Origin of the sequence: Streptomyces sp. NPDC053431, from assembly GCF_044544925.1 — a bacterium.
In the GTDB taxonomy this organism is placed as follows: domain Bacteria; phylum Actinomycetota; class Actinomycetes; order Streptomycetales; family Streptomycetaceae; genus Streptomyces.
Genome location: NZ_JBITXX010000014.1, coordinates 122,199 through 147,141 on the forward strand (window position 1 = coordinate 122,199; position 24,943 = coordinate 147,141).

At 72.9% G+C, this 24,943-nt stretch carries 23 protein-coding genes; 7 read left to right on the plus strand and 16 right to left on the minus strand.

Annotation, left to right across the window (positions count from 1 at the left end; genetic code table 11):
* Nucleotides 1-3 precede the first annotated feature (3 nt).
* The 3 genes from ACIGXE_RS28200 to rsmI all read right to left on the minus strand — a co-directional run bounded on the left by ACIGXE_RS28200 (nucleotide 4) and on the right by rsmI (nucleotide 2,378).
* Complete coding sequence (locus ACIGXE_RS28200) at nucleotides 4-873, minus strand: TatD family hydrolase (protein ID WP_399751682.1); 870 nt, start codon at nucleotides 871-873, stop codon at nucleotides 4-6.
* A gap of 46 nt (nucleotides 874-919) precedes the next feature.
* Complete coding sequence (locus tag ACIGXE_RS28205; protein ID WP_399751683.1) at nucleotides 920-1,351, minus strand: hypothetical protein; 432 nt, start codon at nucleotides 1,349-1,351, stop codon at nucleotides 920-922.
* 139 nt (nucleotides 1,352-1,490) lie between these two features.
* Complete coding sequence (gene rsmI / locus ACIGXE_RS28210; protein WP_399751684.1) at nucleotides 1,491-2,378, minus strand: 16S rRNA (cytidine(1402)-2'-O)-methyltransferase; 888 nt, start codon at nucleotides 2,376-2,378, stop codon at nucleotides 1,491-1,493.
* A 52-nt stretch (nucleotides 2,379-2,430) separates the two neighbouring features.
* On the opposite strand from rsmI, the gene ACIGXE_RS28215 reads away from it, so the two are divergent.
* A complete protein-coding gene (locus ACIGXE_RS28215; protein WP_399751685.1) occupies nucleotides 2,431-4,173 on the plus strand; it encodes a dolichyl-phosphate-mannose--protein mannosyltransferase in 1,743 nt (580 codons plus the stop codon).
* An 89-nt stretch (nucleotides 4,174-4,262) separates the two neighbouring features.
* Here ACIGXE_RS28215 and ACIGXE_RS28220 read toward each other — a convergent pair whose 3' ends face one another.
* Nucleotides 4,263-4,571, minus strand: a complete 309-nt coding sequence (locus ACIGXE_RS28220) for an antibiotic biosynthesis monooxygenase family protein (protein WP_399751686.1) — start codon at nucleotides 4,569-4,571, stop codon at nucleotides 4,263-4,265.
* Between the two features lie 168 nt (nucleotides 4,572-4,739).
* On the opposite strand from ACIGXE_RS28220, the gene ACIGXE_RS28225 reads away from it, so the two are divergent.
* The 3 genes from ACIGXE_RS28225 (at nucleotide 4,740) to ACIGXE_RS28235 (ending at nucleotide 7,964) form a co-directional block, all read left to right on the plus strand.
* Nucleotides 4,740-6,377: a penicillin-binding transpeptidase domain-containing protein gene (locus tag ACIGXE_RS28225; protein WP_399751687.1), complete on the plus strand. Its 1,638-nt coding sequence runs from the start codon at nucleotides 4,740-4,742 to the stop codon at nucleotides 6,375-6,377.
* Between the two features lie 250 nt (nucleotides 6,378-6,627).
* Nucleotides 6,628-7,116, plus strand: a complete 489-nt coding sequence (locus ACIGXE_RS28230) for a YbaK/EbsC family protein (RefSeq protein ID WP_399751688.1) — start codon at nucleotides 6,628-6,630, stop codon at nucleotides 7,114-7,116.
* Nucleotides 7,113-7,964 (plus strand): EamA family transporter, encoded by an 852-nt coding sequence (locus tag ACIGXE_RS28235; RefSeq protein WP_399751689.1) that lies wholly within the window; start codon nucleotides 7,113-7,115, stop codon nucleotides 7,962-7,964. The genes ACIGXE_RS28230 and ACIGXE_RS28235 overlap by 4 nt, the downstream gene beginning before the upstream one ends.
* 66 nt (nucleotides 7,965-8,030) lie before the next feature.
* On the opposite strand, the gene ACIGXE_RS28240 is transcribed toward ACIGXE_RS28235, so the two are convergent.
* The 4 genes from ACIGXE_RS28240 to ACIGXE_RS28255 are packed head-to-tail and all read right to left on the minus strand — an operon-like array spanning nucleotide 8,031 to nucleotide 11,817.
* A complete protein-coding gene (locus tag ACIGXE_RS28240; RefSeq protein WP_399751690.1) occupies nucleotides 8,031-9,230 on the minus strand; it encodes a serine hydrolase domain-containing protein in 1,200 nt (399 codons plus the stop codon).
* A gap of 39 nt (nucleotides 9,231-9,269) precedes the next feature.
* Nucleotides 9,270-10,025: an energy-coupling factor ABC transporter ATP-binding protein gene (locus tag ACIGXE_RS28245; RefSeq protein ID WP_399751691.1), complete on the minus strand. Its 756-nt coding sequence runs from the start codon at nucleotides 10,023-10,025 to the stop codon at nucleotides 9,270-9,272.
* The gene (gene cbiQ / locus ACIGXE_RS28250; protein ID WP_399751692.1) at nucleotides 10,013-10,774 is read right to left on the minus strand and encodes a cobalt ECF transporter T component CbiQ; all 762 of its coding nucleotides are present in this window, start codon (nucleotides 10,772-10,774) and stop codon (nucleotides 10,013-10,015) included. Before cbiQ ends, ACIGXE_RS28245 begins: the two co-directional genes overlap by 13 nt.
* Nucleotides 10,774-11,817, minus strand: a complete 1,044-nt coding sequence (locus tag ACIGXE_RS28255) for an energy-coupling factor ABC transporter permease (protein WP_399751693.1) — start codon at nucleotides 11,815-11,817, stop codon at nucleotides 10,774-10,776. The genes cbiQ and ACIGXE_RS28255 overlap by 1 nt, the downstream gene beginning before the upstream one ends.
* Nucleotides 11,818-11,977: 160 nt before the next feature.
* Between ACIGXE_RS28255 and ACIGXE_RS28260 the strand changes: the two genes are divergently transcribed.
* Nucleotides 11,978-12,340, plus strand: a complete 363-nt coding sequence (locus ACIGXE_RS28260) for an SsgA family sporulation/cell division regulator (protein ID WP_399751694.1) — start codon at nucleotides 11,978-11,980, stop codon at nucleotides 12,338-12,340.
* A gap of 96 nt (nucleotides 12,341-12,436) precedes the next feature.
* On the opposite strand, the gene ACIGXE_RS28265 is transcribed toward ACIGXE_RS28260, so the two are convergent.
* Both ACIGXE_RS28265 and ACIGXE_RS28270 read right to left on the minus strand, forming a co-directional pair.
* A complete protein-coding gene (locus tag ACIGXE_RS28265) occupies nucleotides 12,437-14,644 on the minus strand; it encodes an MMPL family transporter (RefSeq protein WP_399751695.1) in 2,208 nt (735 codons plus the stop codon).
* 110 nt (nucleotides 14,645-14,754) lie between these two features.
* Nucleotides 14,755-15,327 carry a TetR/AcrR family transcriptional regulator gene (locus tag ACIGXE_RS28270; RefSeq protein ID WP_399751696.1) on the minus strand — a complete coding sequence of 191 codons (573 nt, stop codon included), beginning with the start codon at nucleotides 15,325-15,327 and terminating at the stop codon, nucleotides 14,755-14,757.
* A 185-nt stretch (nucleotides 15,328-15,512) separates the two neighbouring features.
* Here ACIGXE_RS28270 and ACIGXE_RS28275 point away from each other — a divergent pair, with 185 nt between their 5' ends.
* Nucleotides 15,513-18,830: a S41 family peptidase gene (locus tag ACIGXE_RS28275; RefSeq protein WP_399751697.1), complete on the plus strand. Its 3,318-nt coding sequence runs from the start codon at nucleotides 15,513-15,515 to the stop codon at nucleotides 18,828-18,830.
* Here ACIGXE_RS28275 and ACIGXE_RS28280 read toward each other — a convergent pair.
* The 5 genes from ACIGXE_RS28280 to ACIGXE_RS28300 form a co-directional block, all read right to left on the minus strand.
* A complete protein-coding gene (locus ACIGXE_RS28280) occupies nucleotides 18,773-19,306 on the minus strand; it encodes a GNAT family N-acetyltransferase (RefSeq protein WP_399751698.1) in 534 nt (177 codons plus the stop codon). The two genes, ACIGXE_RS28275 and ACIGXE_RS28280, sit on opposite strands and share 58 nt — an antisense overlap.
* Before the next feature lie 132 nt (nucleotides 19,307-19,438).
* A complete protein-coding gene (locus ACIGXE_RS28285; protein WP_399751699.1) occupies nucleotides 19,439-19,639 on the minus strand; it encodes a hypothetical protein in 201 nt (66 codons plus the stop codon).
* A gap of 109 nt (nucleotides 19,640-19,748) precedes the next feature.
* Nucleotides 19,749-20,639 carry an SDR family oxidoreductase gene (locus ACIGXE_RS28290; RefSeq protein WP_399751700.1) on the minus strand — a complete coding sequence of 297 codons (891 nt, stop codon included), beginning with the start codon at nucleotides 20,637-20,639 and terminating at the stop codon, nucleotides 19,749-19,751.
* Nucleotides 20,636-21,535 carry an alpha/beta fold hydrolase gene (locus tag ACIGXE_RS28295; RefSeq protein WP_399751701.1) on the minus strand — a complete coding sequence of 300 codons (900 nt, stop codon included), beginning with the start codon at nucleotides 21,533-21,535 and terminating at the stop codon, nucleotides 20,636-20,638. The genes ACIGXE_RS28290 and ACIGXE_RS28295 overlap by 4 nt, the downstream gene beginning before the upstream one ends.
* On the minus strand, nucleotides 21,532-23,055 hold the full coding sequence (locus ACIGXE_RS28300; RefSeq protein WP_399751702.1) for a flavin-containing monooxygenase: 1,524 nt from the start codon (nucleotides 23,053-23,055) through the stop codon (nucleotides 21,532-21,534). The genes ACIGXE_RS28295 and ACIGXE_RS28300 overlap by 4 nt, the downstream gene beginning before the upstream one ends.
* A 280-nt stretch (nucleotides 23,056-23,335) precedes the next feature.
* Between ACIGXE_RS28300 and ACIGXE_RS28305 the strand changes: the two genes are divergently transcribed.
* On the plus strand, nucleotides 23,336-23,950 hold the full coding sequence (locus ACIGXE_RS28305) for a MerR family transcriptional regulator (RefSeq protein WP_399751760.1): 615 nt from the start codon (nucleotides 23,336-23,338) through the stop codon (nucleotides 23,948-23,950).
* A gap of 168 nt (nucleotides 23,951-24,118) precedes the next feature.
* Here the strand turns inward: ACIGXE_RS28305 and ACIGXE_RS28310 are convergent, their stop codons facing one another.
* Nucleotides 24,119-24,922, minus strand: a complete 804-nt coding sequence (locus tag ACIGXE_RS28310; RefSeq protein WP_399751703.1) for an exodeoxyribonuclease III — start codon at nucleotides 24,920-24,922, stop codon at nucleotides 24,119-24,121.
* Nucleotides 24,923-24,943: the final 21 nt, after the last annotated feature.

Below are 24,943 nucleotides of genomic sequence, written 5' to 3' on the forward strand. Positions count from 1 at the left end.
GGATCAGTAATCGAAGGCGCGGGCCGTGTTCACCGCGATGGCCTCGGCGAGCTCCTGCTCGGTGATCCCGCGGACCGCGGCCATCGCCCGGACCGTGACCGGGATCAGGTAGGGGGCGTTCGGGCGGCCCCGGTACGGCGCGGGGGTGAGGAACGGGGCGTCGGTCTCGACGAGGACGAGCTCCGGCGGGGCCACCGCGAGGGCGTCGCGCAGCGGCTGGGCGTTCTTGAAGGTGACGTTGCCGGCGAAGGACATGTAGTAGCCCTTGGCGGCGCAGATCTCCGCCATCTCGGCGTCGCCGGAGTAGCAGTGGAAGACGGTCCGCTCGGGCGCGCCCTCCTCGTCGAGGACCCGCAGCACGTCGGCGTGGGCCTCGCGGTCGTGGATGACGAGGGCCTTGCCGTGCCGCTTGGCGATCTCGATGTGGGCGCGGAAGGAACGCTCCTGCGCGGCCATCCCCTCGGGGCCGGTGCGGAAGTGGTCCAGGCCGGTCTCCCCGACGGCGCGGACGTGGGGCAGGGCGGCCAGCCGGTCGATCTCGGCGAGGGCGTCGTCGAGCGCCGCGTCGCCGCCCGCCTCGCGGGCGCCCTGGCGGGACCAGCCGTCCGGGTCCCCGAGGACGATCCGGGGCGCCTCGTTCGGGTGCAGCGCGACGGCCGCGTGCACGTTCTCGTACCGGGCGGCGGTCTCGGCGGCCCACTGCGAGCCCTTGAGGTCGCAGCCGACCTGGACGACCGTCGTCACACCGACGGCGGCGGCCTTGGTGAGGGCCTCCTCGACGGTGCCGGACTGCATGTCGAGATGGGTGTGCGAGTCCGCGACCTCGACCAGCAGGGGCTCGGGCAGCGGCGGCGGGGCGTCCTTGGAACTCATGGCCCCGATCGTACGAGGGCCATGAGTTCCGCCGCCTGGGAACGCCTTACCTGCGGTTGCGGAAGGGGTGCAGGAGGTCGGAGAGGTGCCAGTGGTGGGGTACGGGCGGGCGCTCCTCGCCCCTCTCGGCGGCGTCCTCGGTCAGCTCCTGACCGATGGGCCCGGCGATGGACACCGGTCGTGTCGACCGGGCGCCACGGCTGTGCCGCTCGGTCGCGGCGACCGTGTCCAGCACCGAGGACACCTGCCCGGCACGCATGATCCGCACGACATGGCTGCCGCAGTTCATGCAGGTGGGCCGGGACAGCGGGGACGGGACCCGCGCGCCGTCCGCCTTGTAGACGACGAACTCGTTGCCGCGGGCGTCCACGTGGTGCTCTATGTCGTACGCCTGCTCCCAGCCGTAACCGCATCTCATGCAGGCGAAGGCGTACGCCTCGTGTGCGACGGGCGCTCCGGTGCCGGTGATCTCACTCATTCCAGCTCCTCTCCACTGAACCAGTGGACGCCTTTTCCGGCCGGAGCGCATCAGCGTCGGAAGAACCATGGACGCTCTTTGGCGTTTCCTTGCCCAAAAGGCCTTCGAGCAGGCCCGTCGCCGGGTTCCGCTTTGCCTTTCAGATTAGTCCTTTACCGTTTCCGGGGCCTGGCGCCGCCGCATTCTTTGCCGCCACGACGGCATCGAACACCTCGCGCTTGGGAAGCCCGGCCTCGGCGGCGACCGCCGCGATGGCCTCCTTGCGCCGCTCCCCCGCCTCCTCGCGCACCCGCACCCTGCGCACCAGCTCCTCGGCGTCGAGCTCGGCGGGCCCGGTCTCGGGCGCGCCCTCGACCACGACGGTGATCTCGCCGCGGACGCCCTCGGCGGCCCAGGCGGCGAGCTCGCCGAGCGGACCGCGCTTGACCTCCTCGTAGGTCTTGGTCAGCTCGCGGCAGACGGCGGCCCGGCGCTCGGCGCCGAACACCTCGGCCATCGCGGCCAGGGTGTCGTCGAGCCGGTGCGGTGCCTCGAAGTAGACGAGCGTGCGCCGCTCGCCCTCGACCTCGCGGAGCCGACCGAGCCGCTCGCCCGCCTTGCGCGGCAGGAAGCCCTCGAAGCAGAAGCGGTCCACCGGCAGCCCGGACAGGGCGAGCGCGGTGAGCACGGCGGAGGGGCCGGGCACGGCGGTGACCTTGATGTCCTGCTCGACCGCGGCCGCGACCAGGCGGTAGCCGGGGTCGGACACGGACGGCATCCCGGCGTCCGTGACCAGCAGCACCCGCGCCCCGCCGGCCAGCGCCTCCACCAGCTCGGGCGTACGGGCGGACTCGTTGCCCTCGAAGTACGAGACCACCCGGCCCTTGGTGTGGACGCCGAGGGCGCGGGTCAGCCCGCGCAGCCTGCGGGTGTCCTCGGCGGCCACGATGTCCGCGTTCTCCAGTTCGGCGGCGAGCCGGGGCGGAGCGTCCGCGATGTCACCGATGGGGGTCCCTGCGAGTACCAGCATTCCTGTCACATGGGTCATCCTCCCAGCCACGACAGGCGACGCGCACAGGCGCGTTCCCTACGATGGCGCGGTGACCAGTACCGCACCCGAGGCCCTGGAGGGTCAGCACCCCGTGGCAGAGCCCTCATCGTGGCAGCAGCGGCTGCGGCGCTTCGGCTACCGCCCGCCCGCCACGAGCTCCCTGACCCCCGGTCTGCGGGAGCGGCTCGTCCCCCCGTACACCCGGCCCTCGCCCCGCCTGTGGTCGCTGCTCGGGATCTCCCCGGCCGCCGCCGACCGGGTGTGGCGGCTCGCCGCGTGGGGCGGACCGCTGCTCGTCGCGCTGGTCGCGGGCCTGCTGCGGTTCTGGCATCTGGGCAGGCCGCGCGCCGTGATATTCGACGAGACGTACTACGCCAAGGACTCGTGGGCCCTGATCAACCAGGGATACGAGGGTGCCTGGCCGAAGGACATCGACAAGACGATCCTGGCCGACCCGGGCTCGGTGCTGATCCCGACCGAGCCGGGCTACGTGGTCCACCCGCCGGTCGGCAAGTGGGTGATCGGCGTCGGCGAGAAGATCTTCGGCTTCGAGCCCTTCGGCTGGCGCTTCATGGTGGCGCTGCTCGGCACCCTGTCGGTGCTGATGCTGTGCCGGATCGGCCGCCGCCTGTTCCGCTCGACGTTCCTGGGCTGTCTGGCGGGCCTGTTCCTCGCGGTGGACGGCCTGCACTTCGTGATGAGCCGGACGGCGCTGCTCGACCAGGTGCTGATGTTCTTCGTGCTCGCCGCGTTCGGCTGCCTGGTGGTGGACCGGGACAAGGCGCGGGCGCGTCTGGCGGCGGCCCTGCCGGTGGATCCGGACGGCATCCTCCGTCCGGACGCGTCGGTGGCGGAGAAGCTGGGGCTGGGATGGCGCCCGTGGCGGCTCGCGGCCGGCGTGATGCTGGGCCTGGCGGCCGGCACCAAGTGGAACGGCCTCTACATCATGGCCGCGTTCGGCCTGATGACGGTCCTGTGGGACCTCGGGGCCCGGCGCACGGCCGGCGCGTTCCGCCCGTTCGCGGCGGTGGCCCGGCACGACCTGGTGCCGGCCTTCGTGTCGACCGTCCCGGTCGCGATCGCCACCTATCTGGCCACCTGGTCCGGCTGGATCTTCACCGACAAGGGCTACTTCCGCCACTGGGCCGCCGAGCAGGACAGGATCGGCGGCGGCGGGACCTGGGGCTGGCTCCCGGAGTGGCTGCGCAGCCTGTGGCACTACGAGACCGAGGTCTACAAGTTCCACGTGGGCCTGAGCTCGCCGCACACCTACGAGTCGAACCCGTGGAGCTGGCTCGTCCTCGGCCGCCCGGTCTCCTACTTCTACGAGTCGCCCGCCCCCGGCACGGCCGGCTGCCCGGCCGACGCCAAGGAGAAGTGCGCCCAGGAGGTCCTCGCCCTCGGCACCCCGCTCCTGTGGTGGGCCGCCTGCTTCGCGCTCCTGTACGTCCTGTGGCGCTGGGCCTTCCGCCGCGACTGGCGGGCCGGCGCGATCGCCTGCGGCGTCCTGGCCGGCTGGGCGCCGTGGCTCCTCTATCAGGAGCGCACCATTTTCCTTTTCTACGCGGTGGTGTTCGTCCCGTTCCTGTGTCTCGCGGTGGCCATGATGACCGGGGCGATCGTGGGACCCGCGGGCTCCTCGGAAAGACGCCGCACTTTCGGGGCGGTGGGCGCGGGAGTGCTCGTTCTCCTCATCGTCTGGAATTTCATCTATTTCTGGCCCCTGTACACCGGACAGGCGATTCCGATGGACCAGTGGCGGAACAGGATGTGGCTGGACACCTGGGTCTAGCGGTGCGGAGACGGGAGGAGGGCGCGACCGGCGGTCGCGCCCTCTTCGCTTCGGCCCCGCGGCCTCGTCAACACGGCCCCGCGGCCTCGTCACACGGCCACGGTCAGCTCGTAACCGCCGGCCGACATGTCGTCGCACAGTGCCCGGCAGGCGCCGAGCAGCTCGGCGAACTCGGGCTTGCTCTGCCACTCCTTCATCGCCGTCGGGTCCCGCCAGGAGGAGAAGGACACGAAGTGGCGCGGCTCGTTCAGATCCCGGATGAGCCGCGCGGACAGGAAGCCGTCATTGGCCTCCTTCGTCCAGGTGAGGAAGGCCCTCCAGCGGTCGATGAACTCGTCGGCATCGCCCTCGGAGACCTGCCAGTTTCCAGAAGCCCAGTACGCGCTGTCCTCGGACACGGCACACCACCTCGGTAGGAACCCCCTCCTTCTCAGGCTAGGCCCTTACCCGACGAGCGGCGTCGCGGAGAACCGACGGACCGGTCGCTTTCGGGTAACGACCGTCGCCGCTGTCACTCCTGCCCCTTAGGCTGCCGAAAGGCCACACCTGGGGAGGGAGGCGCAGCGATGCGCAGTGGAGCCAAGGTCGCGATCGTCGGCGGGGTGTTCGTCGTCGTGGCGAGCGGGGTCGGGTACGGGGGGTACAACCTCTGGAACGGGATCACGGGCGGTTCGGGCGGCACCGTGTCGGCGTCCGGGTCCGGCGGCAGGAAGAGCGGTCCGGTCACCGACGAGGAAGTCACGGCCACCGCCAGGGACTTCCTCGCGGCCTGGGCCGGCGGTGAGGCCGAGCAGGCCTCCCAGCTGACGAACAATCCGGTCGCCGCCGGGTCCGCGCTGCTGGGCTTCCGGGCGGAGGCCGCGGTCTCCGCGGCGACGATCACGCCGGGGCCGGCGACCGGGGCGACGGTGCCGTTCACGGTGAAGGCGACCGTCACGGACGCGGGGGTGTCCAAGCCGTGGACGTACTCCTCGCAGCTCACCGTGGTGCGCGGGCTCACCACCGGACGCCCGCTGGTCGACTGGAAGCCGACCGTGATCCACCCGAAGCTGACGCCGGGCGCCTCACTCCGCACCGGCTACGCCAAGGCGGGGGCGATCGAGGCCGTCGATCGCAAGGGCCGGGTGCTGACGGCGGAGAAGTACCCGTCGCTCGGGCCGGTCCTGGACCAGCTGCGCGAGCGGTACGGGGCGACGGGCGGCGCCAAGCCCGGCGTCGAGCTCGTCGTCGACTCCGGTGTCGAGGGCGTGCCCGACACGACGCTGCTGGCCCTCACCAAGGGTGAGCCCGGCAAGCTGGAGACGACGATCGACGCCGACGTGCAGGCGGCGGCCGAGCGGGCCGTGAAGCAGTACAGCACCGCCTCCGTGGTCGCGATCCAACCGTCCACGGGCGCGGTACGGGCGGTCGCCAACAGCCCGGCGAACGGCTTCAACGCGGCCTTCGAGGGCAAGAAGATGCCCGGCTCCACGATGAAGATCGTCACGGCGGCGCTGCTCCTGGAGAAGGGCCTGGTCAAGGCGGACCAGGCCGCCGAGTGCCCGCCCACCGCCCTGTACCACGGCCGGACGATAGGCAACCTGGACGGCTTCTCGATGAACGGCGCCACGTTCGGGAAGAGCTTCGCCCGCTCCTGCAACACGGCCTTCATCAAGAAGATCGACGACGTCGGCGACGACTCCGCCCTGGGCAAGGAGGCCAAGGAGGTCTTCGGCATCGGCCTCGAATGGAAGACCGGCATCCGGTCGGTCGACGGCTCGGTCCCCGAGGAGACCGGCGGCGGCGCCGCCGAGCAGTACATCGGCCAGGGCACGGTCCAGATGAACCCGCTGAACATGGCCTCGATCACGGCCACGGCGAAGTACGGCAGCTTCAAGCAGCCGTATTTGGTCGCCCGGAAGGTGGACGACCGCGAGTTCGCCACGGCCGAGCGGAAGCTGCCGTCCTCCGTGGCCCGGCAGCTGCGCGCCATGATGCGGCTGACGGCGACGGCGAGCTACGGCACGGCGTCCGGCGTGATGTCCTCGGTCGGCGGGGACAAGGGCGCCAAGACCGGTTCGGCGGAGGTCGGCGGCCAGGCCACCTCGGACTCCTGGTTCACGGCGTACTCGGACGACCTCGCGGCCGCCGCGTTCGTCGAGGGCGGCGGGCACGGCGTGGACGCGGCGGGCCCGGTGGTGGCACGGGTCCTGAACGCGGGCTAGCGCGGGGGCGGCGGACGGGCGGGGGCCGGGGCCGGACCGGTCCTGACGGGCGGCGGCCCGGCGCCGGAACGGTCGGGACAGCGGCGGCCCGGTGCCGGCCGGGTCCTGATGGGCGGTGGCTCGGTGCCGGACCGGGCGGGACAGCGGCGGCTCGGTGCCGGACCGGGCGGGACGTGGGCGGGCACCGGGCCCGGCCAGGTCGCGGAACCCGGTCGCGTGTCCCGTACACGGACCGCTAGCGTGCGGTGCCATGACGACGTCGCATGGTGATGCCCACCCCCGGTTCGCCGCCACCCTGAAGGAGCTGGGCCTCGACGTCGAGGTCCGGCGGTTCCCGGACGAGACCCGGACCGCGCTTCAGGCCGCCGAGGCCATCGGCTGCGCGGTGTCGGAGATCGTGAAGTCGCTGATCTTCGCGGCGGACGGGGCGCCGGTGCTGGTCCTCATGGACGGCTCCTCGCGGGTGGACGTGGAGCGGGTGCGCGAGGAGCTGGGCGCGGCGGCGGTCACGCGCGCCGACGCGCGGCTGGTCCGGGAGACGACGGGGTACGCGATCGGCGGCGTCCCGCCGTTCGGGCACCGGACCCGCACCCGGGTGCTCGCCGACCGCGGACTGCTCGACCACGCGGTGGTGTGGGCGGCGGCCGGGACCCCGCACACGGTGTTCGCGCTCGACCCGGAGGCGCTGATCGCCCACGCGGGCGGCACGGTGGTGGACGTCCGGGAGCGTACGGCGTGACGCCGCTGGTCGCCGCGGCGGTCCTGCTGGCCGCCGTGACGCACGCGAGCTGGAACGCGATCGCCGCGGCGATCAGGGACAAGTTGCTGTCCTTCACCCTCATATCCGGCGGCGGCGCGCTCCTCGGCATGGCCGGGGCGTGCTTCACCCCGGTGCCGGCGGCGGGCGCCTGGCCGTACCTGATCGCCTCGGCCGTGCTCCATGTCGCGTACTACGCCCTGCTGATGAAGTCCTTCGACCTCGGGGACTTCGGCCAGATGTACCCGATCGCCCGGGGCACCGCCCCGCTCGTGGTCACCCTGCTCGCCGCCGTGTTCGTCGGCGAGATCCCGGACGCCGGCCAGCTGGCGGGCGTCGCGGTCGCCTGCGCCGGCCTCACCGGCCTCGCCCTGTGGGGCATCCGCGGCAAGGGCGCCCGCCCGCACTGGCCGGCCCTGCTGGCCGCGGGCGCGACCGGGCTGTCGATCGCCGCGTACACGGTCGTGGACGGCGTGGGCGTCCGCGCCTCGGGGACCCCGCTCGGCTACATCGCCTGGCTGATGCTCCTGGAGGGCCTGGTCATCCCCGCGTACGCCCTCGCCCGCCGCCGCTCCCGGCTCGCCGGCGAGCTCCGCCCGTACGCGGTCCGCGGACTGCTCGCCGCCGCCATGTCCGTCGCCGCCTACGCCCTCGTCCTCTGGGCCCAGACCAAGGCCCCGCTGGCCCCGATCGCCGCCCTCCGCGAGTCGTCCATCATCGTCGGCGCCGCGATCGGCGCCCTCCTCTTCAAGGAGCGCTTCGGCGCCCCCCGGGTCGCGGCGGCGGGTCTGATGGTGGTGGGCATCGGACTGATGCTGTACGCGAGTTGAGACCCACGGGCGCGTTCCGGCACCGCCCGGTGCGGCCCGGCCGGGCCGCCCGCGCCGCGTGCGGCGTCAGAGGGACGCCTTCACCGCCCGGATCAGCGCCTGGGCGCGCGGGTCGGCCGTGACCGTCTTGCGCATGCCGTTGGTGACGTAGCCGAAGGCGATGCCCGAGTCGGGGTCGGCGAAGCCGAGCGAGCCGCCGCGTCCGGGGTGCCCGAAGGAGCCGGGGCCGAGGAGCGGTGAGGCCGGGCCGTGCAGCATGTGGCCCAGGCCGAAGCGGGTGTTGACCACCAGGACCCGGTCCGGGCCCGCCGACTCCTCGGTGCGGGCCAGGGTCAGGGTCGCCGGGGCGAAGAGACGGGGGCCGCCGTCGACCGGTCCGAGCGTGGCCGCGTAGAAGCGGGCCAGGGCCCGGGCGGTGGCGACGCCCGCCGAACCGGGCAGCTCGGCCGCCCGGTAGACCGGGTCGTTCTCGTCGGGCTTGGGGTCGATCACCCCGAAGGCGCGGCGGGTCAGGGAGTCCGGGTCCTGGTAGGCCGCCGTCACCGCCGGCTTGGGGCGCAGCCGCAGCATCCCGCTGCCGGCCGGCTCCAGCTCCTCCACCGGGCCCAGCCGCCCCACCCGGTGGGTCTCCTCCTCGGGCAGGCCGATCCACAGGTCGAGGCCGAGCGGGCGGGCGATCTCCTCGGCGACCCAGCGGCCAATCGTGCGGCCGGTGACCCGGTGGACCAGGCCGGAGAGCAGCCAGCTGAAGGTGTGGGCGTGATAACCGTGGGCGGTACCCGGCTCCCAGACGGGGGCCTGCGCGGCTATCGCCCGGGTGGCGGTCTCCGGGTCCACCGCCTCCGCCAGGGTCAGCGGGCGGTCCAGGACCGGGACGCCGGCCCGGTGGGCGAGCAGCTGCCGTACGGTCACCCGCTCCTTGCCCGCCGCCTTGAACTCCGGCCAGTACGTGCCGACCGGCGCGTCCAGGTCCAGCTGGCCGCGCTGGTGGAGCAGGAGCGGGACGGCCGCGGCCACGCCCTTGGTGGCCGAGCGGACGACCTGGGCGGTGTCCACGGCCCAGGGCTGGTCACCCTGGACGTCCTTCGTGCCCGCCCACAGGTCGACGACCTTCGTGCCGTCCCGGTAGACCGCGACCGCGGCACCGCGCTCGCCGCGCCCCTCGAAGTTGCGCAGGAACGCGTCCCTGACCGGCTCGAACCCCGCCGCCACCGTGCCCCGGACGTCCACCTGACCCACGCTTCCTCTCGTTCGACCGAACCCCATGGTGCAACGGCCGGGGCCGCCCGCCGATTCCGGGGTCCGTCAGGCCACCGAGCTCGGGACGAAGCCGTACGGCAGCTCCAGGCGGTGCCGGGCCATGAGCCGCTCGTCCTGCAGGATGTCCACGGTCCGCCCGTCGGCGGCGATGACGCCCTCGCTGAGGATCACCGAGCGCGGGCACAGCTCCAGGGCGTACGGCAGGTCGTGGGTGACCATGAGGACGGTGACGTCCAGGGAGCGCAGGATGTCGGCGAGCTCGCGGCGCGAGGCCGGGTCCAGGTTGGAGGAGGGCTCGTCGAGGACGAGGATCTCGGGCTCCATCGCGAGGACGGTCGCCACGGCCACCCGGCGCCGCTGTCCGAAGGACAGGTGGTGCGGCGGCCGGTCGGCGAACTCCTCCATGCCGACCCGGGCGAGGGCCTTGCGGACCACGGCCTCCAGCTCGGCGCCCCGGAGGCCGGCCGCCGCCGGGCCGAAGGCCACGTCCTCGCGGACGGTCGGCATGAAGAGCTGGTCGTCCGGGTCCTGGAAGACGATGCCGACCCGGCGCCTGATTTCGGCCAGGTTCCGCTTCTCCACGGGCAGCCCGGCGACGGTGACGCCGCCCGCGCCGCCGGTGAGGATGCCGTTGAGGTGGAGGACGAGGGTGGTCTTGCCGGCGCCGTTGGGGCCGAGCAGGGCGACCCGTTCGCCGCGCCCGACGGTCAGGTCCACGCCGAACAGGGCCTGGTGGCCGTCCGGGTACGCGTACGCGAGGCCGCGTACGTCCAGCGAGGGGTGCTCGGTCACAGGGTCCATCCCAGGAGGCAGACGACGAGGGCGGCGGCGGGCAGGGCGGCGGCGTACCGCCATTGGGGCGGGGTGGCGGTCACCTCGTCGATGACCGGCATCGACCCGGTGTAGCCGCGGCTGACCATGGCGAGGTGCACCCGCTCCCCCCGTTCGTACGAGCGGATGAAGAGGGCGCCGGCGGACTTGGCGAGGACGCCCCAGTGCCGGATCCCCCGCGCCTCGAAGCCGCGCGAGCGGCGGGCGATGGACATGCGGCGCATCTCGTCGGTGATCACGTCGCCGTAGCGGATCATGAAGGAGGCGATCTGGACGAGCATCGGCGGCAGCTTCAGCCGCTGGAGGCCGAGGAGCAGGGCGCGCAGCTCGGTGGTGGCGGCGAGCAGGACGGAGGCGGCGACACCGAGGGTGCCCTTGGCGAGGACGTTCCAGGCGCCCCACAGACCGGGGACCGAGAGCGAAACACCGAGGACCTGCGTCTGCTCGCCGGGCACCACGAAGGGCATGAGCAGCGCGAACGCGACGAACGGGATCTCGATGAGGAGCCGTCCGAGCACGAACCGGGCCGGCACGCGGGCCGCCGCCGCGACGCCGGCCAGCAGCAGCGCGTACAGGCCGAACGCCCACATCGCCTCGCGGGGCGTGGCGACGACCACGACGACGAAGACGAAGACGGCGGCGAGCTTGGTGTGCGGGGGCAGCGCGTGGACCGGCGAGTGCCCGTGCCGGTAGAGCTTGTGCGCGTGCCCGGCGCCCATCAGGCCTCCAGCGCGGAAGCGGCGGTCCGGCGGCGGCGGACGGCCCAGAAGGCGCCCGTGCCGACGGCGAGGGTCGCGCCGACGCCGATGACGCCGGCCAGACCGCCGGAGAGGCGCGCGTCGGAGACGTCCTTGACGCCGTAGTCGGCGAGCGGGGAGTCGGCCGCGGCGTGCGGCTGGACCTTGGCGTCGATGCCCTTGTCGGCGGCGACCTTCTCCAGGCCGTCGGGGCTGGCGGAGGCGTAGAAGGAGACGAAGCCGGCGAGGACCAGGGCGGTGACGACGCCGCCGATCCACAGCTTCCTCGGCGACCGGGCCGCCCCGGGGACGGCCGCGGGCGCGGCCGCCGGGGCGGCGTCGACCAGCTCGCCGTTGACGCGCAGCTTGAGCGGCGCGGTCAGGCCGCGCGCACCGTGCACGAGGTCGGGGCGGACGGCGATCACGGCGCCGACGGTCAGCATGGTGATGACGGCCTCGCCGACGCCGATGAGGACGTGGACGCCGACCATCGCGGTGAGGACCTTGCCGAGGGGCACGTCGGTGGTGCCGCCGATCGCGTAGATCGCGGTGAAGGCGGTGGCCGCGGCGGGTACCGAGACCAGCGCGGCGAGGAAGGCGGCGACGGTCACCGAGCGGCGGGTGCGCGGCAGCAGGAGGACCAGGCCGCGGAAGAGGGCGTAGGCGACGACGACCGTGACGACGCCCATGACCGTGATGTTCACGCCCAGCGCGGTGAGGCCGCCGTCGGCGAACAGGACGCCCTGCATGAGCAGGACGACGGCTATGCACAGGACGCCGGTGTACGGCCCGACCAGGATCGCCGCGAGCGCGCCGCCCAGGAGGTGGCCGCTGGTGCCGGCCGCGACGGGGAAGTTGAGCATCTGGACGGCGAAGATGAAGGCCGCGACGAGGCCGGCCAGCGGGGCCGTCCGCTCGTCGAGCTCCTTGCGCGCTCCGCGCAGGCTGACGGCGACGGCGCCGGCGGCGACGACACCGGCAGCGGCCGACACGGGGGCGTTGATGAATCCGTCGGGTACATGCACGTCCCGAATGATAGAGCGCTCCTGCGAACTGTTTGCAAGAGCGCCCAGGGGTCAGGAGTGGAGTGAGGCGTCGCCTCCCGCTCGCCTCCCGCCCGGCGCGCGCCGGGAAATAGTGGGACATTTAGGACTGACAAGACATACGAGTGTGAGGAGCTCTCCGATGCCCCGCGCCGCTGACGACCAGGGAGTCGAGGACCACGCCAAGGGCCGGATCATCAGCGACGCCCCGCTCTCGCGGCCCGTGCCGGTGGCCCTCCGCTTCGACCCCGCCTTCGAGCCCGCGACCGTCCGTTTCGTCTTCCCGGGCGACATCGAGTGGTCCTTCCCCCGCGCCCTCCTGGAGACCGGGCTGCGCGCCCCCGCCCGGCGCGGCGACATCGGCGTGTGGCCGTGCGGGCGGGTGCAGACGGTGGTGGAGTTCCACACCGACGACGGCGTCGCGGTCGTCCAGTTCGACACGACCGCCCTGCTCCGCTTCCTCAACCACACGTACGCCGCCCGCGCGCCGATGTCGGCACGCTGACGGCGTACGCGCCGCGTCGGCTCCCCGTCCCCACAGGTCCCGGCGCGGTCCGGGGCACACCGCCCGCTCGCGCGGCGGCCCCGGAGATCTCTGGGATCAGACGGAGACCAGCTCCCGGTCCCCGTCCTTGCCCCGGCCGTCGCCCCGGCCGTCCGGCGCGGCCAGGCCCTCGCCCTCGACGTCCACGTTGGGCAGCACCCGGGCCAGCCACCTGGGCAGCCACCAGGCCTTGTGCCCCAGCAGCGCGAGCACCGCGGGGACGATCGCCATGCGGACCACGAAGGCGTCGAAGAGGACGGCGACGGCCAGACCGAAGCCGATCATCTTCACCATCTGCTCGCTGGAGCCGATGAAGCCCGAGAAGACCGCGATCATGATCACGGCGGCGGCGGTGACCACCCGGGCGCCGTGCCGGAAGCCGGTGACGATCGCCTCGCCGGGGCGCGCCCCGTGCACGTACGCCTCACGCATCCGCGTGACCAGGAAGACCTCGTAGTCCATCGCGAGGCCGAAGACGACGCCCACCATGAAGATCGGCATCATCGACATGATCGGGCCGGTCTGCTCGACGCCGAACAGGCTGCCCAGCCAGCCCCACTGGAAGACCGCGACGACCGCGCCGAGGGCGGCGACCACGGAGAGCAGGAAGCCGAGGGCCGCCTTCAGCGGGACCAGGACCGAGCGGAAGACCACCATGAGGAGCAGGAAGGCGAGTCCGACGACCAGCGCCAGGTAGGGCAGCAGCGCGTCGTTCATCTTCTGCGAGAAGTCGATGTTCATCGCGGTGGCGCCGGTGACCAGGACGTCGTCGCCGGTGGCGCCGCGGATGTCGTGCACCAGGTTCTCGGTGGCCACGGAGGACGGGCGGTCCTTCGGGATCACGGTGATCATCGCGGTGTCGCCGGCCTTGTTGGGGGTCGGCTCGGTGACGTGCGCCCAGCCCTGCAGGCCCTTGATCGTGGTGACGGTCCGGTCGGCGGTGGCCTTGTCGCCGTCGACGACGACCAGCAGGGGGCCGTTGAAGCCGGGTCCGAAACCGTCGGAGAGCAGGTCGTACGCGCGCCGCTCGGTGGCCGAGGTGGGCTTCACGCCGTCGTCCGGCAGGCCCATCTCCAGGGAGGCGGCCGGCACGGCGATGGCGCCGAGGCCGAGGACGCCGACGAGGAGGACCATCAGCGGGCGGCGGATCACGAAGCGGGCCCAGCGGGTGCCCGCGTTCGGCTTCTCCTTCTTCGGGTCGGCGTTGCGGGAGGCCGCGTCCCCCGGGTCGCCGGCCGCGGCCTTGCGCTGCTTGCGGCCCACGACCTTGTCGCCGGCGAAGCCCAGCAGCGCCGGGATGAGCGTGAGCGCGATGAGGACGGCGATCACCACCGTGCCGGCCGCGGCGAAGCCCATCTTGGTGAGCATCGGGATGTTGACGACGGCCAGGCCCACCAGGGCGATGACCACGGTCAGGCCGGCGAAGACGACGGCGGAGCCGGCGGTGCCGGCGGCGCGCCCTGCGGCCTCCTCCTTCTCCCGGCCCTCGGCGAGCTCCGCGCGGTAGCGGGACACGATGAAGAGGGCGTAGTCGATGCCGACCGCGAGGCCGATCATCATCGCGAGGGTGGAGGTCGTGGAGCCGAGGTCCAGGACGCTCGCGAGCGCGGTGATGGTGGAGACGCCGATGCCGACGCCGATGATCGCGGTGAGCAGCGGCAGTCCGGCGGCGACGAGCGAGCCGAAGGTGATGACGAGCACGATGCCCGCGATGACCACGCCGACGATCTCGCCGGCGCCGGTCTCCGGCATGCTCTGGAGCGCGTCACCGCCGATCTCGACCGTCAGCCCCTGTCCCTGCGCGGCATGGCCGGTCTCCTTGAGCGCGTCGCGGGTCGCGTCGGTGAGCTCCATCGCGTTGACCTTGTAGGCGACCGAGACATAGGCGGTCGAGCCGTCGCGGGAGACCGCCTGCGCGGTGTACGGGTCGGTGACCCGGGCGATCTGGTCGGAGCCAGAGGTCAGCGCGGCGACGGTCTTCTCGACCTTGGCCTTGTTGGCCGGGTCCTTCATGCTCTGGCCGGCCGGGGCCTTGAAGACCACGCGGGCGGTGGCGCCGTCGGCGCTGCCGCCCGGGAAGCGCTGTTCGAGCAGGTCGAAGGCGCGCTGGGCCTCGGTGCCGGGTATGGAGAAGGAGCTGGAGGTCGCGGTGGGCGCGGTGGCGGCGCCGACGCCGGCGAGCGCGAGGAGCGCCACCCAGAGCAGGGCGACGAGCCGTCGGCGCCGGAAGGCGGAGCGGCCGAGCTTGTACAGGAACGTGGCCACGGGGGCTTACTCCCATTGGTGAGTGGGACAGGGCATGGGGAGCCGGCCCGACGGCGTGAGCGGTGCGACGTCAGGAACTGCGGGGTGCGAAAGGGTGGGGCGGGTGGGAGTCAGGCGCCGAGTGAGGGGAGCACGACGGCGTCGACGAAGGCACTGAGGAACTCCTGGTCCACCGGCCGATCGTCGATCAGCGGGCGGGCGATGAACGCTCCGATCAGCATGTGCGGCACGAGGGTGAGCGCCGGGTTGGCGGCATCGATCTCGCCCCTCCGGACGGCTCGGTCCAGCACCTCGCGCAGGCCGGTCATCTCGGGTTCGATGAGCAGCTCACGCAGCGCCTGGAGCAGTTCGGGGTTGTTGTGCACGGCATGGGTCAGGCCCCGCATCAGCGCGGAGTCCTTCTCCATCTGGCAGTCGTCGGTCCGTTCCATCACGGCCCGGAAGTCGCCGCGCAGGCTGCCGGTGTCGATCTCGGCGAGCGAGACCGGCTTGTTGTGGCGCAGGGCCCTGGCGACGAGTTTGGGCTTGCTCCCCCACTGGCGGTAGAGGGTGGCCTTGCTGGACCGGGTGCGGGCGGCGACGGCGTCCATGGTGAGGGCGTCGTAGCCGACCTCGCGCAGCAGGTCGAGCACGGCCTCGTACAGCTCGGCCTCCCGTTCGGGGGTGAGCCTGCTGCGGGCCATGACCGGTCTCCTGTTCCGACGAGCGACAACGAACGAAACGGTTTCGTACACCAAGACGATACCCGGGGGTACAGCGAAACGAAACCGTTTCGTACGTGTCCTGGGCCACAGGGCCGCCGGACCCGCGGCAGGATTGGACTGGCGTACGAGTTGCCGCGCCCCCTCCGCGCGGAAAGCATGAGGAGGTGAGTGACGACCTCGTGTATCTCCGCTTCCCGCACCTCCACGGCGAGCTGCTGTGCTTCGCGGCCGAGGACGACCTCTGGGTCTCCCCCCTCGCCGCCGAGGGCCAGGAACCCGGCCGGGCCTGGCGGATCACCGCCGACCGGACCCGGGTCGGCCACCCGCGCTTCTCCCCGGACGGACGCCAGATCGCGTACACGAGCTGGCGCAGTCTCGATCCGGAGATCCATCTCGCGCCGGTGGACGGCGGCCCCTCCCGGCGGCTCACCTACTGGGGTTCCACCGACACCCGGGTCTGCGGCTGGTCGCCGCCCGGCGAGGACGGCGGGTCCGACATCCTCGCCGTCTCCTCGCACGGCCAGCCCTTCTCGTACTTCTCCTGGGCCTACACCGTGCCCACCGACGGCTCCCCCGGCGGCCGGATGCCCTGGGGCCCGGTCTCCCACATCGCCGTCGCCGACCTCGACGACCAGCGCCGCACCCTGCTGCTCACCGGCACGCCGCCGCATGAGCCGGCCTCCTGGAAGCGCTACCGCGGCGGGGCCATGGGCCGGCTGTGGCTGCACGGCGAACAGCTGCTCGCGGACCTCGACGGGCACCTCGACGCCCCCATGTTCGTCGCCGCGCCGCCCGGCGAGGCCGGGGCCGGCGGCGGAACGAGGATCGCCTTCCTCTCCGACCACGAGGGCATCGGCAACCTCTACTCCTGCCTGCCCGACGGCACCGACCTGCGCCGGCACACCGACCACGACGAGTTCTACGCCCGCAACGCCTCCAGCGACGGACACCGGGTCGTCTACCAGTGCGCGGGCGAGCTGTGGATCGTCGACCAGCTGACCGCCGACGCCCGCCCCCGCCGCCTCGACGTCCGGCTCGGCGGCCCGCGCACCGGCCGCCGCCGCTACCAGGTGCCCACCGCCCACCACGTGGACGCCCTGTCCGTCGACGAGACCGGCCGGGCCAGCGCCGTCTCGGTGCGCGGCAGCCTCTACTGGCTCACCCACCGCGACGGCCCCTCCCGTGTCATCGCCGACACGCCCGGCGTACGGGCCAGGCTGCCCGAGATGCTGGGCAGCGGCGGCCAGGTCGCCTATGTCACCGACGCCGAGGGCGAGGACGCCATCGAGGTCGCCTACCTCCCCCGGGCCAGCGGCGACCGTCCCCCGCGCCGGCTCGCCTCCGGCGAACTCGGCCGGGTCGAGGAGATGGTCTCCGACCCCGACGGCGAACGGCTCGCCATCGCCTCCAGCGACGGCCGGCTGCTCCTCATCGACGCCACCGAGGAGTCCGACGGCGAGGTGACCGAGCTGATCCGCTCGCTCAACGGCCCGGTGCGCGACCTCGCCTTCTCCCCCGACGGCGCCTGGCTGACCTGGGCCCACCCCGGCATCGGACGCTCCCTGCGCTCCATCAAGATGGCCCGCATCGCCGGCCCCGGCGCCCCGGTCGTCGTCGACGTCACCAACGGGCGCTTCGAGGACGAGAACCCGGTCTTCACCCGCGACGGGCGCTATCTCGCCTTCCTCTCCTGGCGGGGCTTCGACCCGGTGTACGACGTGCACACCGGCGACCTCTCCTTCCCGCTGGGCTGCCGCCCGTATCTCGTACCGCTCTCCTCCGCGACCCCCTCCCCCTTCGCGCTCCTCCCCGACGGCCGGCCCGCCGCCGGCGGCATGGACCCCACCGACGAGGGCGGGGCCGAGGGCGACGGCACGGTGACCGTGGAGATCGAGGGACTCCCCGACCGGGTCACCCCCTTCCCCGTGACCGCCTCCAAGTACTCCGCCCTCCAGCCGGTCTCCGGCGGCGGCCTGGTCTGGCTGCGCTGGCCGATCTCCGGCGCCCTCGGCGAGACCTTCGCCAACCCCTCCGATCCCTCCCCCCGCCCCACGCTGGAGCACTACAACATCACCAAGGCCCGCAAGACCGAACTCGTCGGGCACCTCGACTGGTTCGCGGTCAGCGGTGACGGCTCCCGGCTCGTCGTGGTCGACGAGGGGGAGCTGCGGGCCGTCCCCGCCACCGAGTCCGGCGACGGCGACTCCACCGTCTACCTCGACCTGCGCCGGATCGTGCACGAGGTCGACCCGGCCGCCGAGTGGCGGCAGGCCTTCGACGAGGCCGGCCGGATCGTCCGCGCCTACTTCTGGGAACCCGGCATGGGCGGCGTCGACTGGACCGCGGTGCTCGACCAGTACCGCCCGCTCGTCGAACGGGTCGCCTCCCCCGACGAGTTCGCCGACCTGCTGCGCGAGGTCATGGGCGAACTCGGCACCTCGCACGCCTACGTCACCCCGGCCCGGCGCAACGAGGGCCCCGCCCACTACCAGCGCGCCCAGGGCCTGCTCGGCGCCAACTTCGTGCACCGCGACGGCGGCTGGGTGGTCAAGCGGATCCTGCCCGGCGACTCCTCCGACTCCAAGGCCCGCTCACCGCTGGCCGGCACCGGCATCCGCGAGGGCGCGATCCTCACCCATGTCGACGGCCGGCCCGTCGACCCCGTCGCCGGCCCCTATCCCCTCCTCGCCGGGACCGGCGGCAGCACCGTCGAGCTGACCTTCACCCCGGCCGAGGGCGAGGGCCCGGCCCGCCGGATCGCCGTCGTCCCGCTCGTCGACGAACGTCCCCTGCGCTACCAGGACTGGGTGACCAAGCGGCGCGCCGTGGTCCACGAGGTCAGCGGCGGGCGCTGCGGCTACCTCCACATCCCCGACATGGGCGGCTCCGGCTGGGCCCAGTTCAACCGCGACCTGCGGATGGAGGTCTCCCGGCCGGCCCTCATCGTGGACGTGCGCGGCAACGCCGGCGGCCACATCAGCGAGCTGGTCATAGAGAAACTGACCCGCAAGATCCTGGGCTGGGACCTCACCCGCAACGCCCAGCCCGTCTCGTACACCACCAACGCGCCGCGCGGCCCGATCGTGGCGCTCGCCGACGAGGCCACCTCCTCCGACGGCGACATGATCACCGCCGCCTTCAAGCTGCTCCGGCTCGGTCCCGTCGTCGGCCAGCGCACCTGGGGCGGCGTCGTCGGCATGACCGGGCGCCACCGGCTCGGCGACGGCACCCAGATCACGGTCCCGATGAACGCGGCCTGGTTCCCCGAATACGGCTGGTCCGTCGAGAACCACGGGGTGGCGCCGGACCTCGCGATCCTGCGCACCCCGCTCGACTGGGCCGAGGGCCGCCACGCCCAGCTCGACGACGCCGTGGAGGTGGCCCTGGCGCTGTTGGACGAGAACCCGGCCGCGCACCCGCCCGGCTACGAGGCCGTGCCGGACCGCTCCCGCCCCAAGCTGCCGCCGAGGTCCAGCTCGTAGGCGATCCCGGGCACACCCTCCAGCGTCACGCTCCCGACCGCACCGAAGCCGACCCGGGCGAGCACCGCCCGGGACCGCTCGTTGTCGAGGGTCGTGGCGGCCGTCAGCCGGCTCAGCCCGTACTCCTCACGGGCCCGTATGCACAGCGCGCGGACCGTCGCGGTCGCCACTCCGCGTCCGGTCGCCTTCTCGGCCACCCGGTAGCCGAGTTCGGCGCTTCCGTCGGCCACGTCGACCAGATTGAACCGCCCGAGTATCTCCCCGTCGCCCGGTGACACCAGCACGTGGAAGAGGATCGCACCGGTCTCCTGCTCGTCGAGCAGCGCCTGGTGCCGGGCGTCGAACTCCTCGAAGTACGCGTCCCCCCGGTCGGGCACGGACGCGGCGAAATAGGCCCGGTTCTCCCGCTCGAAGGCGAGCAGGGCGGGCGCGTGGTCGGATCGCAGTCGCTCAAGTACGGGCTCAGTCACGGACATGGGGATCACGGTACGTAACTCCGCGATCTCGTGCAGGAAGTTATCCACAGGCGGGTCGCGAAAAGGGAAAAGTGGCCGCGACGCGCGAAGGCGCACCCGGCGTCCCGGGTGCGCCTTCCTCACAGGACGGCGTCAGGCGTCGTAGTCCATGTCGAGTCGGTCCTGCTCCTCGGCGTCGCGCCGGGCACGGTCCGACTGGTCACGCTGCTCACGCGAACGGTCCTTGGCCTGCGAGGCGCGCTCGGACGCCTCGCGCTTCGCGTTGCCCGCCGCCTGCTGGCCGCGGTTCTTGAGCTCCTGCGCCTTGTCCTGGAACTGGTCCTTGATGCCCATGAAGGTTCACTCCTAGAAGGGTGTGAGGGGGACGGGGCTTTGGCGCCCCTGGGCCTCGACCAGACTGACACGCCGGGACAACGCGCGCATTTCGATCAGATACGGACCGTCACGACGCCCGGCCGGCCTCCGTGCGCTCCTGTTCGTCCGCCGCCCCGCCCGCGCCCACCAGTCCCTTGGAGACCGAGGCCAGACGCGGCTCGAAGCGCCTCATCTCGCGCCGGCCGACGGTCGCGATGAGGCCCGGCAGATAGCCGCGGCCGCCCTGCATCCCGCGCAGCCACCACTGGGCGTACACGTGGGCCGACCGGCGCTCGATGCCCGCGACGATCCGGTCGACGGCCGGGCCGAGCGGATACGTGCGGTTCGACGGCCACGGCAGCCGGGAGCGCAGCTCGCGCATCACGTCGTCCTGGTCGGCGCCCCGCACCATGTCGGTGTCCGTCCAGGAGAGGTAGCCGACGCCCACCTCGACGCCCTTGTAGGCGACCTCGGCGCGCAGGCTGTGCGCGAAGGCCTCCACACCGGACTTGGAGGCGCAGTACGCGGTCATCATGGGCGCCGGGGTCATCGCGGCCAGCGAGGCGATCTGCAGGAAGTAGCCGCGGGACTCCAGAAGGACGGGCAGGAACGCCCGGGCCGTCACGGCGCCGCCGATCAGGTTGACCTCGATGACCCGCCGCCAGGCGACCGGGTCGGAGTCCACGAACGGACCGCCCGCCGCCACACCGGCGTTGGCGACCACGATGTCGACCTTGCCGAACCGCTCCTTCACCTCGGCCGCGACCTTCGCCATGGCCTCGTGGTCGGTGACGTCCGCGTGCCACCAGTCGGCCTCGGTGTGGAGCCGGCCCGCGACCTCCTTGAGGAGCTCCGGCTCCAGGCCGACGAGCGCGATCTTCGCGCCGCGCGCGGAGAGTTTGCGGGCGAGGAGTTCGCCGACGCCGCGGGCTCCTCCGGTGACGACCGCCACCTGTCCTTCCAGGCTCACCCTGCTCATGCCTCTGCCTCCTCCTTCACGGTCTGCTCCGTCACACCCAGGTAGGTGAGCGTCAGTTCACGGATCTGCGCGGTGACGGCCTCGGGGGCCTCCACCGGGGTCATGTGGCCCATGCCGGCCAGTTCGACCAGGCCCGTGCAGTGCGGCAGGGCGGCCGCCATGGCACGGGAGTGGACGGCCGGGGTGAGCCGGTCGGCCGTTCCGACCAGCACGGCTACGGGAAGCCGCAACTCCCGCACGTCCGCCTCCAGATCGAGTCCGGCCAGCACCTGCGACCAGCCGTACCGCGCGCCCCGCGGGCAGGCGTGCACGATCCGCGCGCAGGCGTCGACCCGGTCGGGCGCGGTCCCCGGACCCATCGTCGCGTACCTGAGGACCTTCTTCGAGAGGGGGGTGACCGGTCCGAGCGGCGCCCTCGAGCCGAGGACGGAGCGGGTCAGCCGGGTCCGCAGCCGGCCCGGCCCCAGCGGTACGACGAGGGCCTCGGCCGTGAGCCGCGCGGGCCCGGTCGAGCAGAGCAGCGCGGCGGCGGCGTGCTGCCGGAAGAGGGGCCGCCGGGCCGCGGCCATCAGGGTCATGCCGCCCATGGAGTGCCCGGCGAGGACCGCCCGCTCGCCGGGGCCGAGGGTGGCCGCGAGCACGGCCTCCAGGTCGTCGGCGAGCGCCTCGGTGGAGTAGCCCTTGCCGCCGTCGGCCGGGGCCGGGGAGCCGCCGTGGCCGCGCTGGTCGTAGACGACGACCTTGTGGTCGGCGGCGAGGTCCCGTATCTGCGCGTCCCAGAAGCGCGTGGAGCAGGTCCAGCCGTGGGCGAGGACGACGGCGGGGGCGTCGGCCCGGCCGTGCACCTCGACGTGGAGGCGGGATCCGTCGGCGGAGGTCACCGTGAGCGTGCTCACTGGACGGCCTCCTTCCTGCGGGAGGTGCGGCGGGCGGCCGAGGGCTTCGCCGGCGCCCGCAGCACCTCGTACTCGGAGAGGTCGACGGCCCGCGTCTCGCGCCGGAACTCGCCGGTCGTGCCCGGCCACAGGGTGGTGTTGCGGCCGTTGGCGTCGAGGTACCAGCTCTCGCAGCCGCCCGCCTTCCACACGCTCCGCTCCATCCGGGCCTGCACCCGGCGGTTCCAGGCGCCGACGGCGGAGGGCCGGGCGGCGAGCGCGGCGCGTCCTCCGAGCACGTCCAGCTGGCGCAGGTAGTCGGCCATGTAGTTCAGCTGGGACTCGATCATGAGGATCATCGAGGAGTTCCCGAGGCCCGTGTTGGGTCCGATGATCGTCATCCAGTTGGGGAAGCCGGCGGCGGTCGCACCGCGCAGCGCCTCCATGCCGCCCTTCCAGTGGTCGGCGAGCGAGCGGCCCTCGGCGCCGATGACGCGCGAGGCGATCGGCATGTCGGTGACGTGGAAGCCGGTGCCGAAGATGATCGCGTCGACCTCGGTCTCGGTCCCGTCGGCGGCGACCACGACGTTCCCGCGGACCTCCTTCAGCCCGGCGGCGACGACGTCGACGTTGGGCTGCGCGAGCGCCGGGTAGTAGGCGTTCGACAGCAGGATCCGCTTGCAGCCGAGGCGGTACGAGGGGGTCAGCTTGGCCCGCAGCACCGGGTCCTTGATCGAGCGGGCGATGTTCGCCTTGGCGAGCCGCTCGACCAGGCCGAGCTCGTCGGGCCGCTTGGTGAAGGCGCTGACCTGGAGCTCGCGGATGCCCCACAGGAGGCCGCGGCGGGCGGTCGCGGTGAACGGCAGCTGCCGGTGGAGCCAGCGCTCGGGGCCGCTGATGGCCCGGTCCACGCGGGGCATGACCCACGGGGGCGTGCGCTGGAAGAGGGCGAGCCTGCCGACCTTCGGCTGGATGGACGGGACGATCTGGATGGCGGAGGCGCCGGTGCCGACCATGGCGACGCGCTTGCCGGTGAGGTCGTAGTCGTGGTCCCAGCGCGCGGAGTGGAAGACCTTGCCGGTGAAGTCGGCGAGCCCCGGGATGTCGGGGATCTTCGGGTCGGACAGCGGCCCGGTGGCGGAGACGACGACGTCGGCGGAGAAGGAGCCGCGGCTCGTCTCGATCTCCCAGCGCAGCTCCTCCTCGTCCCAGACCGTCCTCATGACCTCGTGCCCGAGTCGCAGGTGCGGCCGGATCCCGAAGGTGTCGGTGACGTGCTCCAGGTACGCGCGGATGTGGCGCTGGCCGGAGAAGGTGCGCGGCCAGTCGGGGTTGGGCGCGAAGGAGAAGGAGTAGAGGTGGGAGGGGACGTCGCAGGCGCAGCCGGGGTAGCTGTTGTCCCGCCACGTGCCGCCCACGGCGTCGGCCCGCTCCAGGACGACGAAGTCGGTGATCCCCTCGCGGCGCAGTCGGACGGCGGCTCCCAGTCCGCCGAACCCCGATCCGATCACCGCCACTCGTACGTGCTCGTGCTTCGCCATGCCGCCTCCCGTGCGCCCGGCCAAGATTCCGCCAGCAATCACTGGCACAATCGGGACTGTAGAGCAGCGGCATACCGAGCGGTAGGGGTCGGGCCGGGGAAAGTTACCGGCGGTACAACATAGGCTGGCGGGCGTGGCAGAACGATCGGGAGAACAGGCGGACACGGCCCGGCCCATGAGGCCGGAGGGCACCGGGGGGACGACGCGGCCCGAGGGAACGGCGCGACCCGAGGGGTCGGTGCCACCGGAGGGACCGGCCGGCGCCCCGCGCGAGTACCGCATGGCCGACCTGGCCGCCGCCGCGGGCATCACCGTACGCACCCTCCGCTTCTACCGGGAGCGCGGGCTCATCCCGCCGCCCCGCCGCGAGGGCCGGATCGCCTGGTACGACGAACGCCACCTGGCCCGGCTGCGCACCATCGCCGCCCTGCTCGAACGCGGCCACACCCTCAACGGGATCGCCGACCTCACCGCGGCCTTCGAGTCCGGCCGCAACGTCGGCGAGGTCCTCGAACTCGGCACCCCCACCGAGGAGGAGCCGGTGCGCCTCACCCCGGAGGAGCTCGCCGACCACTTCGCGGGCGAGGTCACCCCCGAGAACCTGGCGGCCGCCCTCGACCTCGGCTACCTCGCCACCGACGGCGAGGACATCGTCCACGTCAGCCGCCGCCTGCTCGACGTCTCCTCCGCCCTCGTCCGGGAGGGCGTCCCGCTGGCCGCCGTCCTGGAGGCGGGCGGCCGGGTCCGCGAGCACGCGGAGGCGCTCGCGGAGCTCTTCACGGAGCTCCTGGGCACGTACGCGGAGGAGAAGGACCTCCAGCGCCTGCGCCCGCTGGCGAAGAGCGTGGTGGAGGCCGAACTGTCACTGGCCCTGGACCGCCGGATACGCCCCTGAGGGGGCCGGACGGGGTCGGACGGGGCCGCGGGGGGATGCCGGGCCGGACCGCGGAGGTCCTTGCAGGCCGCGAGCGTGGCCCGGCCGAGCCACGGGCTGAAGCCCGGACGGGCCGCGCATGGAGCCCGGCCGGAGGGCCGAGCTCCCGCCCCCGTCCCCTACAGCCGCCTAGAGCTCGTAGACGGCCGTCACCGGCGCGTGGTCGCTCCACCGCTCGGCGTGGGTGGCGGCCCGCTCGACGTACGCCTTCACGGCCTTGCCGGCGAGTCCGGGGGTGGCGATCTGGTAGTCGATGCGCCAGCCGCTGTCGTTGTCGAAGGCGCGACCACGGTAGGACCACCAGGAGTAGGGACCGTCCTGCTCGGGGTGGAGGGCCCGGACGACGTCCACGTACCCGCCGTCCCCCTCGGCGAGGACCCGGCTCAGCCACTCCCGCTCCTCGGGGAGGAAGCCGGCGTTCTTCTGGTTGGCCCGCCAGTTCTTGAGGTCCGCCTCGCGGTGGGCGATGTTCCAGTCGCCGCAGACGACGACCTCGCGGCCGTCGGCGGCGGCACGCTCCTTGAGCTCCTTCAGGTACGGCAGGAAGGCGTCCATGAAGCGGATCTTCTCGTCCTGCCGCTCGGTGCCGACCTCACCCGAGGGCAGGTAGAGGCTGGCGACGGTGACGCCGGGCAGATCGGCCTCGACGTACCGGCCACTGCCGTCGAACTCCTCGGACCCGAAGCCGACCCGCAGGGCGTCGGGCTCACGCCGCGTGTAGAGGGAGACGCCGGCGCGGCCCTTGGCGGCGGCGGGCGCGTGGGCGGTGAACCAGCCCTCGGGGGCCCGCACCTCCGGGGGCAGCTGGGCCGCCTCGGCGCGCACCTCCTGGAGGCAGACCACATCGGCGGAGGTCCCGGCCAGCCACTCGACGAAGCCCTTCTTGGCGGCGGCTCGGAGACCATTGACATTCACGGACGTCACGGTGAGCATCCCGGGAGAATACCGGCACCC